8 protein-coding genes, 2 tRNA genes, 2 rRNA genes and 1 riboswitch (1 of these 13 only partly in view) are annotated in these 15,130 nt (G+C 61.8%); of the genes, 2 read left to right on the forward strand and 10 right to left on the reverse strand.

Annotated features, from left to right (window positions below; genetic code table 11):
• From NW808_RS03965 to purF, 9 genes are all read right to left on the reverse strand, one after another.
• Positions 1-2,802: ribosomal RNA gene (locus tag NW808_RS03965) — 23S ribosomal RNA — on the reverse strand (it extends 397 nt beyond the left edge of the window).
• A 124-nt stretch (positions 2,803-2,926) separates the two neighbouring features.
• Positions 2,927-3,001, reverse strand: a tRNA-Ala gene (locus tag NW808_RS03970).
• Positions 3,002-3,003: 2 nt separating this feature from the next.
• Positions 3,004-3,080: transfer RNA gene (locus NW808_RS03975), tRNA-Ile, on the reverse strand.
• Between the two features lie 63 nt (positions 3,081-3,143).
• Positions 3,144-4,671: ribosomal RNA gene (locus NW808_RS03980) — 16S ribosomal RNA — on the reverse strand.
• Together the 16S and 23S rRNA genes with 2 tRNA genes alongside form the textbook arrangement of a ribosomal RNA operon.
• A gap of 376 nt (positions 4,672-5,047) precedes the next feature.
• Positions 5,048-6,379, reverse strand: coding sequence for a hypothetical protein (locus NW808_RS03985; protein WP_414420366.1), 1,332 nt, complete (start codon positions 6,377-6,379; stop codon positions 5,048-5,050).
• Between the two features lie 79 nt (positions 6,380-6,458).
• A complete protein-coding gene (locus tag NW808_RS03990) occupies positions 6,459-7,901 on the reverse strand; it encodes an FAD-binding oxidoreductase (RefSeq protein WP_414420367.1) in 1,443 nt (480 codons plus the stop codon).
• A complete protein-coding gene (locus NW808_RS03995) occupies positions 7,898-8,185 on the reverse strand; it encodes a hypothetical protein (protein WP_414420368.1) in 288 nt (95 codons plus the stop codon). Before NW808_RS03995 ends, NW808_RS03990 begins: the two co-directional genes overlap by 4 nt.
• 33 nt (positions 8,186-8,218) lie before the next feature.
• Positions 8,219-9,232: a phytase gene (locus NW808_RS04000; RefSeq protein WP_414420369.1), complete on the reverse strand. Its 1,014-nt coding sequence runs from the start codon at positions 9,230-9,232 to the stop codon at positions 8,219-8,221.
• 103 nt (positions 9,233-9,335) lie between these two features.
• On the reverse strand, positions 9,336-10,775 hold the full coding sequence (purF, locus tag NW808_RS04005; protein ID WP_414420370.1) for an amidophosphoribosyltransferase: 1,440 nt from the start codon (positions 10,773-10,775) through the stop codon (positions 9,336-9,338).
• A 298-nt stretch (positions 10,776-11,073) separates the two neighbouring features.
• On the opposite strand from purF, the gene ftsH reads away from it, so the two are divergent.
• The gene (gene ftsH / locus NW808_RS04010; RefSeq protein WP_414420371.1) at positions 11,074-13,011 is read left to right on the forward strand and encodes an ATP-dependent zinc metalloprotease FtsH; all 1,938 of its coding nucleotides are present in this window, start codon (positions 11,074-11,076) and stop codon (positions 13,009-13,011) included.
• Between the two features lie 144 nt (positions 13,012-13,155).
• Positions 13,156-13,941, forward strand: coding sequence for an SPOR domain-containing protein (locus NW808_RS04015; protein ID WP_414420372.1), 786 nt, complete (start codon positions 13,156-13,158; stop codon positions 13,939-13,941).
• A gap of 3 nt (positions 13,942-13,944) precedes the next feature.
• Here the strand turns inward: NW808_RS04015 and NW808_RS04020 are convergent, their stop codons facing one another.
• Positions 13,945-14,820, reverse strand: a complete 876-nt coding sequence (locus NW808_RS04020) for an RNA polymerase sigma factor RpoD/SigA (protein ID WP_414420373.1) — start codon at positions 14,818-14,820, stop codon at positions 13,945-13,947.
• A 124-nt stretch (positions 14,821-14,944) separates the two neighbouring features.
• Positions 14,945-15,128, forward strand: a riboswitch (Lysine riboswitch).
• Positions 15,129-15,130 lie beyond the last annotated feature (2 nt).

A 15,130-nucleotide genomic window follows, 5' to 3' on the forward strand; every position in this document is an offset into this window, starting at 1 on the left:
GAGCCGACATCGAGGTGCCAAACCCCGCCGTCGCTGTGGACGCTCGGGCAGGATCAGCCTGTTATCCCTAGGGTAGCTTTTATCCGTTGAACCCTGGCGTGCCCACGCACAGCCAGAGGGTCACTAGGCCCTGCTTTCGCACCTGCTCGACCCGTAGGTCTCACAGTCAAGCCCGCTTATGCCCTTGCACTCGACGCGCGATTTCCGACCGCGCTGAGCGGACCTTTGGACACCTCCGTTACCGTTTAGGAGGTGACCGCCCCAGTCAAACTACCCGCCTAAGACTGTCTCCACGCCGGATAACGGCGCGGGTTAGCATTCCAGTAGGTCAAGAGTGGTGTTCCATTGGCGCCGAAGCTCCCACCTACGCTATACATGACATACCGAAATGCAATCTCAGGCTGTAGTAAAGCTCCATAGGGTCTTTCCGTCCTACCGCAGGTAACCCGCATCTTCACGGGTGCTACAGTTTCACCGAGAGTCCCGCTGAGACAGTGGCCCAGTCGTTACGCTTTTCGTGCGGGTCGCAATTTACGCGACAAGGAATTTCGCTTATCGTCTTACCCGAGTGTGAACCTCGAGCGAGCCATACCCCCCTTGTCGCAGGGCACGACTCCTGCATGTCGCCATGCAGATGGGACCATCTCTTCACCTCTTCGTTGAGGCGCCCAGCGTATGGTCTCTGAGGATTCTAACCTGAGTGCTTCTCAGGTTAGTCTTTCCTGCTGGTTGTCCGCACCAGACGGATTGTTACTCACAGGCAAATCATTCTCTCATCGGAGCATGTTTCCTGCGAGTACCGCTGGATACTCGGAGTTTCCAGCATATAGCTGGGTGCGCACCTCATGGTTACCCATGAGGGGGGCAGCGAAGGTACCATAGGACCGTTAGAGTTACGGCCGGCATTCACCCGGGCTTCAGTTTGGGGCTGCACCTTGCGGCTGACCCCTCACCTTAACCTACGGGCATTGGCCAAGCGTCGCCCCCTATACATCGGGTTTCCCCTTCGCAGAGAGCTGTGTTTTTGGTAAACAGTCGCCGGGCCCGCTTTGCTGCGACCTCTTTCGAGGCACCCCTTCTCCCGAAGTTACGGGGTCAATTTGCCGAGTTCCTTAGCGGGACTTCTCTCGCGCGCCTGAGGCTCCTCGCCTCGCCTACCTGTGTCGGTTTGCGGTACGGTCAGGTGGTTTCAACGCGACGCGGGTTTTCTCGGCTCCAGTCACGGTCGCTTCGTTCACCCGAGGGATCCCTTCGTCGCCCCAGAGTTGCCGCTGGGGCGAGCGCAGCCTTCCAACTCTGCGCCCGACCGATTCTGAAGCGTCACCGCTTAGCTCCACCACCTGGGGTGGGAATGTTGACCCACTGCCCTTCGCCTACGGCTTTTCGCCCTCGACTTAGGACCGCCTAACCTTCAGCGGACGAACCTGCCTGAAGAACCCTTAGGCTTTCGGCGGACGGGATTCTCACCCGTCTTCTCGCTACTCGTGCCGGCATTCTCACTTCTGCACGCTCCAGTGGTGCTTCCGCTCCACCTTCCCTGCGAGCAGAACGCTCCCCTACCGCTCCCCTTGCGGGGAACCCGCCGCTTCGGTAACAGGCTTGAGCCCCCTTACATTGTCGGCGCAGGGTCACATTCGACCAGTCAGCTGTTACGCACTGTTTAAAGGATGGCTGCTTCTAAGCCAACCTCCTGGTTGTTTACGCGACCCTACATCCTTTCACACTTAGCCTGTGTTTGGGGACCTTAGCGGGCGGTCTGGGCTATTTCCCTTTTGACAACGGCGCTCATCCGTCGCTGTCTCACTCCCACGCTTCCTGCGATGCCATTCGGAGTTTGGTTGGGTTCGGTAACCTGGTAGGGCCCCTAGCCCATCCAGTGGCTCTACCTGCATCGCATAGTGCGTGAGGCTGCACCTCAATGCATTTCGGGGAGAACCAGCTATCTCCGCGCTCGATTGGCATTTCACCACACTACCCCCAGTTCCTCCGAGCCCTTTTCAACGGACACCGGTTCGGCCCTCCACCGTGTGTTACCACGGCTTCAGCCTGACCAGGGGTAGATCGCGCGGTTTCGGGTCTACGCCCAGCGACTGGGTCGCCCTGTGTGGACTCGCTTTCGCTGCGGCTCCGCGTCTGAGACGCTTAACCTTGCCGCTGAGCGTAACTCGCCGGCTCATTCTGCAAAAGGCACGCCGTCAGACAATCCCCCAGAGGGGTATAGTCCTCCGACTGCTTGTAAGCGCACGGTTTCAGGTTCTCTTTCACTCCCCTTCCGGGGTGCTTTTCACCGTTCCCTCACGGTACTGGTTGCGCTATCGGTAGCAAGGAGTATTTAGCCTTACCCGGTGGTCCGGGCGGATTCGCACAGGGCTCCACTTATCCCGTGCTACTCGGGATGCCGACGAGTCGCTTCCACTTTTCGCGTACGGGGCTCTCACCCTCTATGGCATGCCGTTCCAGGCACTTCTGCTAAGCGGAAGGCGTACTCTGATGTCGGTCCCACGACCCCAACTGGGCACGCCCAGTTGGTTTAGGCTCTTCCCCGTTCGCTCGCCGCTACTGAGGGAATCTCATTCGATTTCTTTTCCTCTGGGTACTGAGATGTTTCAGTTCCCCAGGTTCCCTCCACACCGCCTATGGGTTCAGCGGTGGGTGACCACCCATTCGGTGGCCGGGTTCTCCCATTCGGGGATCTGCGGATCAACGCCTGTTTGCGGCTCCTCGCAGCTTATCGCAGCTTACCACGCCCTTCATCGGCTCCTTGCTCCTAGGCATCCGCCGTGCGCCCTTAGTAGCTTGCCTACTTGGCGCGCTTCTCGATGACTCCAGTCCAGTTGTCAAAGTGGGAAATCGTTGGGTCCGTTGCCCGTTGTGTTGGTGCTTTCAGCCCAACCGTCAACGCCCCGTAGGGCGCTGAGGGTTAGGCTGGTGGAGGCGACCGGATTTGAACCGGTGACCCCCTGCGTGCAAAGCAGGTGCTCTCCCGCTGAGCTACGCCCCCACTGGTGGGCGCGATTGGATTCGAACCAATGACCTCACCCTTATCAGGGGTGCGCTCTAACCGACTGAGCTACGCGCCCGTCTGTGGTTCCCTCAAAACCGAGCAGGTAGTGCTTTGCGTGCCGTAGAGAGTTGCTTCCGTTAAAGGAGGTGATCCAGCCGCACCTTCCGGTACGGCTACCTTGTTACGACTTAGTCCCCCTTACCAGCCACACCTTCGGCGGCTCCCTCCCGTGCGGGTTAGGCGACCGACTTCGGGTGCAGCCGACTCGGGTGACTTGACGGGCGGTGTGTACAAGGCCCGGGAACGTATTCACGGCGGTATGGCTGACCCGCCGTTACTAGCGATTCCGCGTTCACGCAGTCGAGTTGCAGACTGCGATCCCAACTGAGGGTGGTTTTTTGGGATTCGCTCCCGCTCGCGCGTTGGCTGCCCTTTGTACCACCCATTGTAGCATGTGTGACGCCCTGGACGTAACCGCCATGCTGACTTGACGTCGTCCCCACCTTCCTCCGTGTTGACCACGGCAGTCTCCTCAGAGTGCCCGGCATGACCCGCTGGCAACAGAGGACAGGGGTTGCGCTCGTTGCGGGACTTAACCCAACACCTCACGGCACGAGCTGACGACAGCCATGCAACCGGTGTCCACGGGTCGGTGGGTTTCCCCACCGAGGCGCCCTGTTTCCAGGGCGTTTCTCGTGGATGTCAAGCCCAGGTAAGGTTCTTCGGTTTGTATCGAATTAATCCACATGCTCCACCGCTTGTGCGGGCCCCCGTCAATTCCTTTGAGTTTCAACCTTGCGGCCGTACTCCCCAGGCGGGGCGCTTAATGCGTTAGCTACGGCGCTGAGGGGTAATTCCCCCAACACCTAGCGCCCATCGTTTAGGGCTGGGACTACAGGGGTATCTAATCCCTTTCGCTCCCCCAGCTTTCGCACCTCAGCGTCAGCAACGGGCCAGAGATCCGCCTTCGCCACTGGTGTTCCTCCCGATATCAATGCATTTCACCGCTACACCGGGAATTCCAATCTCCTCTCCCGTCCTCGAGCCCCGCAGTATCTGGTGCAGCCTCCCGGTTGAGCCGTGAGATTTCACACCAGACTTACGGAGCCGCCTACGTGCGCTTTACGCCCAGTAAATTCGGGCAACGCTCGCCCCCTACGTATTACCGCGGCTGCTGGCACGTAGTTAGCCGGGGCTTTTTCTGTGGGTACCGTCTGCGTTCGTCCCCACTAAAAGGAGTTTACACCCCGAAGGGCTTCGTCCTCCACGCGGCGTCGCTGGGTCAGGCTTGCGCCCATTGCCCAAAATTCCCGACTGCTGCCTCCCGTAGGAGTGGGGCCCGTGTCTCAGTGCCCCTCGGGCCGATCGTCCTCTCAGACCGGCTACCCGTCGTCGGCTTGGTGAGCCGTTACCTCACCAACAACCTGATAGGCCGCGGGCCCATCCCGAAGCGGAAACCCGTTTAGATGCCTTCGCCGAAGCCAAGGCATCCACATCCGGTATTAGCCCGAGTTTCCCCGGGTTATCCCAGTCTTCGGGGCAGGTTACCCACGTGTTACTCCGCCGTTCGCCGCTCTCGGCGCCCCGAAGGACGCCTACCGCTCGACTTGCATGTCTAAGGCACGCCGCCAGCGTTCGCCCTGAGCCAGGATCAAACTCTCCGTCAGAAAACGGTTCCTCCTGCCGAAGCAGGCTCGTTTTCCGAATCGACTTGGGCTCGCAAAGCGTTCTTACCTGCCCGGTTTTCAAGGTTTATTCTGCGCTTGCCGCCGTTGCAACAAGCGCACGCGCCGACACGCCTTTCAGCATCTCGTCGGCGAGTCTGATTATACCACATCCCAGGCGCGTTTGTCAAGGGCATAGCCGCTTGCACGCAGTTTCTGGGATCTCAAGGTGTCACTCGCGCCCCAAAGTCCCTTGCTTTGAGGCGGACTATATATTACCATGTCCACGAGGGCGTTGTCAAGGGTTTAAGCCCGACTCGGAGCAAATTCGCCCCGAATTCAGGGGAAATTCGGAAAGGCGCTGCTTAGGACGCCTCGCTCAAAAGTCAACCAACCACACAGCCCGCTGAGGCGCCCAGCTCCAGCCGAGATTGAGGTCGATGCCGTCTCGACGATAGTCCCATCTGAAGCGCGCCCCCTTTGCCCCACGCGGTAGCGCGTAGAGAGCGATATCCAGCAGCTCGCGTCCCCCTGTCAGGGAAGCGTCCCAACGCAGGATGCAATACGACGGATAGACGCGCAGCTCGACGGGTCGCATTCGCTCCACTCGCGCGAACGGCTCATTCGGGGGATGCACCAATCCCACACACGCCGCCTCGCCCGCGTTCAAAACGAGCGTTCCGTCGCGACTCACAATCTGCCCCGAAAGCACCGCGACGATGAGAAACTGCTCGTAGGGTTGTTCGCCACGCGGCGCGTCCGCGCTAAACCAAGCGACTGCTACCCAATCCATATCGGGAGTGATCTCGGTTAGCTCATCAAACCAGAATTGCAGCGCGGAGAGACCCTTCCCTGCATTGCGCGTGTAGGACGCTGCCTTGCGCGTCTGCCAACCCTCTTTGGGATGCCAATCAAGGTATGCCGCCTCCACTTGCTGCGTCTGCTTCGTACCAGAAGAAGTTGGGGTTTTCCGCACACGCATCACTTGGCACCAGTTCGGGCGCGTCTCAGCAGGGAGCGGCACTCGAAACGAGCGAGGCTTCCAGTCGACGGGAATCCGTTGCTCCACAAGGCGCGGGTTTCCCTTGCGCGGTTCACCGTACACACGGAACACTCCCCCTTCTAGGCGAAGGATGTAGATTACGCCGTCTGATATCCACCATTCGCTCTCAGCGTCTATCAGGCTCGCTTGTTCCGAAAGCGGTTCACCGTGCGCCTGGAACAGCGCCCGCAGCGATTCGGGAACTGCACCCTCCTGAAGTTCCGCACCAACTTCCTCTATCGAGAAGCTGAACAAGGGGCGTCCGAACCCGTACTTCTCCTCCACTCGCAGGGCATGTGAGGCATCCCCGAATTGGGGTTCGCGGAGCCATTCCTCTATCTGCTGCGCCTCTGCGCCGACCCCGTACTGGATAATTCCGTTCGGGCGGAAGCGTCTGTTGTCGTCACCGTGTGCATGCGTAGAGGCGTCTTCGGGCGCGTCGTACACATACTCCATCCGCATCAAGAGGCTCTCGTGCGTATCGAGCGGTCTCCGAAAGATGGGATTGGCAATTTCCCACCAGTTCGCGATGGGTTCGCAAGACGCTGCCGTGTGGTCAGGCTGGAGATGCACGCCCACCCAATAGCCCCCCGCAGCTACCGCAGAGGCGATGCCGAGAATCGCCGCTACCAGAATAGCTCGCTTAGCCGTCTTCACGCGGTGCATCACAGACCTCCTACTTACTCTCGGCGCAAAACGCCATCTGTTGGAATTGTACCCCTGCGACGCAGGTGCGAGCGTTGTTATGTTAGACGGCTGCCCCGCGCCGTGCCTCCGTGAGGCGACGCTTGCTCTCGTAGCAGTAGCGCGTGTCGGGGAACATCTTGTCGGGGTTCAGCGTGTCGTTGGGGTTGAAGACCGCCTTGACACGCCGCATCATCTCCAAGTCATGCGCCGTGAACATCTGGCGCATCGATGCGCACTTCTCTGTGCCGATTCCGTGTTCGCCCGACAGGCTGCCGCCCTCGCGCAGGCACAACGCCAGAATCTCGTCGCCCGCTTCTACCACCCGCGCCACCTGTTCAGGGTCGGAGTCGTCGAACAGCAGCACGGGGTGCAGGTTGCCGTCGCCTGCGTGGAACACATTCGCGAGGCGCAAGCCGTATTTTTCGGCGATGCGCCCTGCCTCGCGCAGCACTTGGGGCAGTTTCGAGCGCGGGATAACGCCGTCTTGGGTGACGCATGAGGGCGCGAGCCTGCCCAGCGCGCCAATCGCTTTCTTGCGGGCTGCCCACAGTTTCGCGCGTTCCAGCGGGGTGGTCGCGCGGCGCACCTCGCGGGCGCAATTGCGCTGGCAGATGTCCAACACCCGCGCCTGCTCGCCGTCCAGCTCCGCCTCCAGCCCGTCGAGTTCAATCAGCAGCACCGCCTCCGCGTCCAACGGGAATCCGTAGCCGAACGCCGCCTCCACCGCCTGCAGCGTTAGCGCGTCCATCAGCTCCAGCGCGGCGGGCACAATCCCCGCGGCGATGATGTCCGACACGGTCTGGCTGGCGTCTTCCAGCGTCTCGAAGACCGCCAGCAGCGTGCGCGTCGCCTGCGGGTTGGGCGTCAGGCGCGCGACGACCTCCGTGACGATTGCCAGCGTGCCCTCGCTGCCCGTCAGCAGCCCCACAAGGTCGTACCCGAACGGCTCGTCTTCCTCGCCGCCCAGTTCCATAATCTCGCCGTCGGGCAGCACCACCTGCAGCCCCGTGATGTGGTTCACCGTGACGCCATATTTTAATGTGTGCGGTCCGCCCGAGTTCTCGGCGACATTGCCGCCGATGGTGCAGGCGCCTTGCGACGAGGGGTCAGGCGCGAAGTGCAGTCCCGCGTACTGCACGGCTTTGCTTAGCTGGTAGTTCACCGCGCCCGCTTGTGCACGCAGGCGACGATTGCGCGTGTCCACCCAGAGGATTCGGTGCATGCGGCTGAATGCCAGCACGATTCCGCCCCGCGCTGCCAGTGCGCCGCCTGATAGCCCTGTACCCGCACCGCGAGGCACAATCGGCAGCCCCGCGTGGTTCGCCAGCCGCACAATCGCCGCAACCTGCTCGGTCGTCTGGGGCAGCACGACCGCCGTCGGCAGGGCTTTCTCAATCGTATAAGCGTCGCAGTCGTATGCCAGCAGTTGGATGGGGTCGGTCAGCACCGCATCCGCGCCCACGATGCGCTCCATGTCTATCCGCAGCGTGTCCGAAAGGCTCATTGCGCCCTCCCCAGCAGTAACCCGATTAGCACCGCCAGCGCGAGGAGCAGTAGGGCGATGATGCTGTAGCGCGCCGCCAGCCGATCCAGCGGCTTCGCCAGCCATGCCAAGTGCGCCAGCGCGAGCAGCGGCGTCAGCAGCAGCAATCCCAGTCCCAGCGTAATCAGCCAGTTCGTCTGGTCGCCGCGCAGCACATGCCACACCCAGCCGAGTGCCATCAGCGCCGCGCTGGCGTAGGTCAGCCGCCGATAACTCAGCGCAAGGCTCTGTTCGACTTCGCGCACATAGGGATTGTACCCGCCGTGCGCACGAACCGCCTACCGCACACGCCTTTCAAGTTCCCGTTCGATGTCCGCCCAGCGATAGAGCCAGAAGTTGCGTCCCTCGCTGTTCATGGCGACGACCAGCCCTTTTTCGAACGGCGCGCCGAAGTTGTGCGCGCTGGCGTCCAACCCATCGGTCTCGTCCGCGCCCGTCCGCAGTGTGAGAATCGGCTTCCGCTGCACGCCGAAGCGGGGGTAGATGTGCAACTTGCTGCCGCCTTCTATCTGCTCGGTGCAAAGCAGGTAGCCTGCACCGTCGGGAGGCGCGTATATCGCGATGCCCTCCTGGTCACCCTCATATTCGGTCGCAAACAAGGCAATCTCGCGCTCAGGGTGGCGCGGGTCGGCGTAATACTTGCGGATGCCGACGCCCTCGTCAGCGTAGTAGACATAGCCGAGTTCACTGTCGACGCAGATGGCTTCGATTTCGCCCTCGCCGCTGAACGCGCCGAACGCCCGCACCAGTTGCACGCCGACGCGCCCGCCGCGCGTGGGAACCAGCCGATACTGATGCAGGTAGCCGCGCTTCGGTCCCGACTTGCGCGAGACAATCGCCTGTACCTCGCCGCGCCCCGCCTGGTAGAGCGCAAGCCCCATCGGCATCGCGCGCTCGCCCGATTCGCCCGCGAACACGCGCGCGCCGTTGGGGTCGGTAATGTCCACCAGTCGGCGGCGCGCCGGGTCAATCCGAAAGATGCGGAGGCGGCTGGCGTACCGCTCGGTCGCGACGGCGATATCGACGCGCTCACGCCCCAGCGCAAAGCCGTAGGCAACATCGATATTATTCGGCTGGTCAATGCCGTCAATCCGTTGCAGCATGCGTCCGCTGAGGTCGAACACGCCGATGGCGCCGCGAGGCGCACGCGCCTTGTTCGTGCCTAAAATCAGGCTCAGGCGCGGATCGCGGGGATGCGTCCAAATCGCAGGGTCATCAGCGTCGTCGGGCAGCGGCATCGTGCGCACCACTGGGCGCACTTCGGGCGTCTCCGTTTTAAGCAGCCGCACCATGACGGTTCACTATACCCCGCACAAGTGTTAAGGATTCGTTAACGCACCTACCAATCTATGGGTCGTCCGCTGTCAGCGGGATTGCCCCGCCCTCAAAAAGCACCTACGGCTTTGCTTCTGTTGCAGGCGTCGCCCGCTCGAAAATCTCCTTCACCAACTCCACATCGTCAGGGATGGGGATGGGGTAGTCGCCGTTGAAGCAGGCGAGGCAGAACCGCTCGCGTGGATGCCCTGCTGCTTCCAGCAGCCCCTCGATGCTAAGATACCCCAGCGTCGTCGCGCCGACTTGTCGGCGTACATCTTCCACTGTGTGGTGCGCGGCGACCAACTCGCGCTGGGTCGCCATATCGATTCCGTAGTGGCAGGGGAATCGGATGGGCGGCGCGGTGATGCGCAGATGCACCTCGCGTGCGCCCGCCTCAAAGAGTAAGCGCACAATCTGTCGCGTGGTTGTGCCGCGCACGATGGAGTCGTCCACCACCACCAATCGCTTGCCCGCAATCACCTCGCGCAGGGGCGTGAGTTTCAGGCGCACGCTCTGTTCGCGCAGCCGCTGCTCAGGCTGAATAAAAGTGCGTGGCGCGTAGCGGTTCTTGATTAGCCCATCACCGTAGGGAATCCCCGATTCCGCCGCGTAGCCCACGGCTGCAGGCGCGCCCGAATCGGGCACAGGGATGACCAAATCCGCTTCCGCGGGATGCTCGCGCGCCAGTATCCGCCCCATCCGACGGCGCACTTCGTACAGCAACCTGCCGTACAGATGGCTGTCCGGACGCGCGAAGTATATGAGTTCGAACATGCACAGCGCCTCACACGCACGGGGTAGCCCCTCGTAGGTGTGCAGCCCGTCGGCGTCAATCACGACGATTTCGCCAGGCTTGACCTCGCGCGCATAGTCCGCGCCAATCGGCGGGAAGGCGCAGGTCTCCGACGCCAGCACCCACGCCCTACCCAACCGACCTAACGCCAGCGGGCGCACGCCATACGGGTCGCGCACGCCAATCAACTGCGTGGGGGTCAGAATCGCCAGCGAGTACGCGCCCCGCACCTGCCGCATCATCGCACGGATGGCGTCCACGATGTCCGCGCCGTTTTCCAGCGCACGAGCCATCAACCGCACGATAACTTCCGAGTCGTTGGTCGATTCGAACTGCTCGCCTGCAGCCTCCAATCGGGCGCGCAGATGGTGCGCGTTCACCAAGTTGCCGTTGTGCGCGACGGCGATGTTGCCATGCTCGGTCGCGCAGGTAATCGGCTGCACATTGCGCAGCGTGGACGAGCCTGTGGTGGAGTAGCGGGTATGCCCGACGGCGATATAGCCCTGTAGGCTCTGCAAAATCGGCTCCGAAAACACGCGCGTGACCAGCCCCAAGTCCTTGTAGGCGCGGATACGCGCGCCGTCCGAGACGGCGATGCCTGCGCTCTCTTGCCCCCGATGCTGTAGCGCGAACAGCCCAAAGTAGGTCAGTCGGGCGACATCCTCCCCTGGCGCAAAGACACCGAACAGCCCGCACGCCTCGCGCGGCGTATCCTCGTTCCACACGGCAGCATAAGTGTACCTGATTCCCCTCTTCGTCCCCCAGACCAACGCGCTGGGTAGAATCCTTTTGTGAAACGGCGTGCGCTGTGGGCAGGGTTGGCGTTCCTGTCAGGCGTGGCAGTGGCGGCGCGCCTGACAGTGCGCACACGCGCCCTCCGTTTGATTGGGGAACCTAAGTGAACTTTCTGAGGTATACTTATGCACGGAACCGTTCGCGCGGCTATTGCGTAATCGCCTGCGGACGCCGATAACCGTCTACTATGTCAAGCATGGAGCGTACCAACGCGGTTATAGGAGGCATATGTTGAGTAAAAACGCACGCACCTTTTTGACTGTCGTGGGGTTTGTGCTGGTGTTGCTGCTTCTGATGCAATATCTGCGTCAACTGCAGCCGATGGGCGCACGGGAGTTGACCTACACACAACTCGTGAACGAGGTGCACCAGCGCAACATTGCCGAAGCGACGGTGCAGGGCAATCGCTTGGTGGGAACCCTACGGGACGGAACGCCCTTCCACGCCGCGCTGCCGCCCGATGGCGCCACCCGCGATAGACTCTATCAGGAATTTGAGAAAGCAAGGGTCGCCCTCAAGTTCACCGAAGACAGCCGCATGCCCGACTACCTCAGCCAGATGTTGGGGATGTTTCTGGTCATCCTGCTGATTGGGGGACTGTTCTGGTTTCTGCTGATGCGTTCGGCGCAGGCGGGCAACAATCAGGCGTTCTCGTTCGGCAAGGCGCGCGCTCGACGCTACAACGAGAACATCCCGCGCGTGACCTTCGACGATGTGGCGGGCGTGGAGGAGGCGAAGCAGGAACTCGCCGAGGTTGTCGACTACCTCAAAAACACGCAGAAGTACCAAAAACTCGGCGCGAAGATTCCCAAAGGCGTGCTGCTGCTGGGACCGCCAGGCTGTGGTAAGACGCTTTTGGCGCGTGCGGTCGCGGGCGAGGCGGGCGTGCCGTTTTTCCACATCAGCGGCTCCGACTTTGTGGAGATGTTCGTCGGCGTCGGCGCGGCGCGCGTGCGCGACCTGTTCGAGACCGCCAAAGCGAACCGACCCGCCCTCATCTTCATCGACGAGATCGACGCCGTCGGACGGCAGCGCGGCACAGGGCTGGGCGGCGGACACGACGAGCGCGAGCAAACCCTTAACCAACTGCTCGTGGAGATGGACGGCTTCGACCCGAATCTGGGCATCATCGTCATCGCCGCCACTAACCGCGCCGACATCTTAGACCCCGCGCTGCTGCGCCCTGGACGCTTCGACCGCCACATCGTGGTAGACCCGCCCGATGTGGAAGGGCGCAAGAAGATTCTGGAAGTCCACACGAAGGGCAAGCCGCTTGCCCCCGATGTGGATTTGGATTTGCTCGCCAAGCGCACGCCCGGCTTCACGGGCGCGGACTTGGCAAACCTGGTGAACGAAGCTGCGCTGATTGCCGCACGACGCAACAAGACGCGCATCACGATGGACGAGTTCGAAGAAGCCGTGGACCGCGTGATTGCAGGACCCCAGCGGCGCAACCGCGTCATCGACAAGCGCGAGCGCGAAGTTATTGCCTACCACGAGGTCGGGCACGCGATTGTCGGCGAACTGCTCCCCGAAGCGGAGCCTGTGCATAAAATCTCGATTCTGCCGCGCGGGATGGCGCTCGGCTACACGATTCAGATGCCTGAACGCGATCGGTATCTTTACACACGCCAAGCGCTGCTGGATCGCATCACCACGATGCTGGGCGGGCGCGTGGCAGAGGAGCTGGTGTTCGGCGAGGTGGGCACCGGCGCACAAGACGACCTCAAACGCGCCACCGAGATTGCCCGCGCGATGGTCACCGAATACGGCATGAGCGAAAAACTCGGTCCTTTGACCTTCGGCAGGCGACACGGCAATCCGTTCCTCGGACGCGACATTATGGAAGACCGCAACTACAGCGAGCAAATCGCCTACGAAATCGATCAAGAGGTGCGGCGCATTATCGAAGAGTGCTACCAGCGGGCGCGCGAGATTCTGACGCAAAACCGCGACAAGATGGATCGCGTGGTGCAGGCGTTGCTGGAGCGCGAGAACCTCACGCGCGAGGAGTTTTTGGCGCTGATGCGCGACGAGGAAGGCGACCAACCCTTGCAGACGCTGGAGCCTGCGCCTGTGGAGCCGCCTGCCGCGACGCCCGAAATCGCTGATGAGAGCGGCGCGCCTGCGAAACGCTTGCGCCCACGCGCCGCACCCAGCAGCTAAAACGCGCCCCAGGGGGAGGGACAACCTGGGGCGCCTCGGAGAGGGAGGGACAAGATGCTATGACCGCACTCGCTGTGCCTCGTAGCAACTTTCGTGCCATTTGCCCCAAAGCGCGCCCCATGCTATAATTCTGTGGAGGTCGCTATGCCGCTCGATTTTCGCAGTCGGGACGAAGATGGATTCTCGATCAAGCGGTTCCTAAAGACGGTCGGGGCAGGGGTCGCCGTGTTTCTTATCTTCATGGCGGTCGGCTACTACGGGCTGGGACCGCGCATCACCATCTCCGAAGAGGGGCGCCTGCAGCTGCGCCTGACGAATACACCCACGGACGCGACATCCCCCCACCCTGCATCGCCCAACTCCAAGCCGATGCCCAAAGTGGTGGTACAGGAAAAGCTGCCGCCCGATGTGACGGCAGGCACGGGCGTGATTATCGGCTCGCGCGAGGTCGCGCCGTTCGATTACGAGCGGTATCAACAAAAACGACGCCAACGCCAATCCAAACCCGCCGCCCCTCCCGAAGAAACGCCTGCTGACGAGCCGCCGCCTATCGATGACGAATACTTCGTGCCCGACGAATCGGGAGAGCCGCCCGCACCAGAGTCACCTGCGCCGCAGCCCGAACCCACGCCTACCGAGCCAAGTCCCCCACAAGAGCCTGCGACTTCTCCACCGCCCCAAACGGAGACGCAAGCAGGCGTCCTGTATCGCGTGCAGGTAGGAATCTACGAGAGCCGCGAGAACGCGAATCAGGTCGCGCAGAGCCTGCTTGCAAGCGGCTTCGAGGCGAGCATCGTGCCGTTCCAACGCGAGGGCAAAACGCTTTATCGGGTGCAGACACTGGTGACGCGCGACCGCGCCAAAGCCGAAGCGCTCAAAAATCAACTGGAAAGCAGAGGCTTCCCTGCGGTTGTGACGAAAGTGCCGTAGCGTTTATTTGTCCGCCGAAAGTTCCCGCGCCAGCGCGCGCAACTTGGTAAGCGCTTGCTTCTCTAACTGGCGGATACGCTCGCGGGAAGGGCGTTTCGTATGCCCTGGCGGAATCTCGCTCACATCCATCCCCAGATGGCGATAGAGCGCCCACCGCTCGCCAGGGGTAAGATGGCGTTCTACGGTCTCCAATATCTCCGATATCCAGACGCGCTCGATGGCGACGGTTTCGGGGTCTGCCTCTTCAGGGCTGGCGAGCAACCCACCGAGCGGCGTGCTTTGATCCTCATGCGCTTTATGCTCCAGCGAGTAGTTCGCGTGCGCGTACCGTGAAAGGCGCGCGACCTTGCTTGCAGGCATCTGCAACTGCTCGGCAATCTCTTCGTTCGTCGGCTCCTTGCCCAGCAGCGCCCGCAGTTCGTTGCGCGTGCGCTCAATCTTGCGCAGGGAGTCGATCGCATGGTTCGGGAGGCGAATCATGTTGGTCTGCGAATCGGCAGCGCGACCAACGCTCTGGCGAATCCAGTGAACGGCGTAGGTGCTAAACCGCAGTCCACGATTGACATCGAAGTTGCGAATCGCCTTGATGAGACCAATTGCGCCCTCCTGCACGAGGTCTTCTAAGGGCGAACCGGGGCGCACATACCGCCGCGCGACGCTAATCACCAAGCGCAGGTTCGATTCAATCAGGCGGTTCTGCGCTGCTTCGTCGCCCTGCTGCGCCCGCTGGAGCAGTTCCAACTCCTCATCAGGCTGCAAGAGCGGGCGACGCAAGATTTCGCCAAACATCGCGTCCAGAGCAGTGCCGCTCAACCCTTGCTCCTGCTCCAACTCCAAAGCGTCACCGCTCCAGAACTCCGAATCAGTATAACAATCCATAGAATAGTGCATTGCTCTAAAACCCCCGCCGGATACCGCATGGGGTCTTACAGCAACTTTCGTGCCAAATGAAGTGGGGTTGCGTCCGAAGCGACAAGCGGGTATACTTGGCGTTAGAGGGAATCCGCCGAGTAGAGGCGCGGGTCAGCATTAGTACGCCGCGGGAGGCGCGCCGACGCCGACGAACGCGGCGGAAAGGGCTGCCCGCCGAAGCCGTGCAGGACTTCGGCGACCGCACGGCTGGGCTGCAGGAGAACATCTTGCAGACTGTCGCTTCGCCCCGCGCGAAGCGGAGCGCTACTCGATCAGG

Origin of the sequence: Synechococcus sp. W70.1 (assembly GCF_047461515.1) — a bacterium.
Taxonomy (GTDB): domain Bacteria; phylum Cyanobacteriota; class Cyanobacteriia; order Thermostichales; family Thermostichaceae; genus Thermostichus.

Excerpts from the sequence above, each read along its gene's own strand:
- NW808_RS04000 (WP_414420369.1), bottom strand. The coding sequence starts at position 9,232 with ATGGTGCGGCTGCTTAAAACGGAGACGCCCGAAGTGCGCCCAGTGGTG.
- NW808_RS04020 (WP_414420373.1), bottom strand. The coding sequence starts at position 14,820 with ATGGATTGTTATACTGATTCGGAGTTCTGGAGCGGTGACGCTTTGGAG.
- ftsH (WP_414420371.1), top strand. The coding sequence starts at position 11,074 with ATGTTGAGTAAAAACGCACGCACCTTTTTGACTGTCGTGGGGTTTGTG.
- NW808_RS03990 (WP_414420367.1), bottom strand. The coding sequence starts at position 7,901 with ATGAGCCTTTCGGACACGCTGCGGATAGACATGGAGCGCATCGTGGGC.
- NW808_RS04015 (WP_414420372.1), top strand. The coding sequence starts at position 13,156 with ATGCCGCTCGATTTTCGCAGTCGGGACGAAGATGGATTCTCGATCAAG.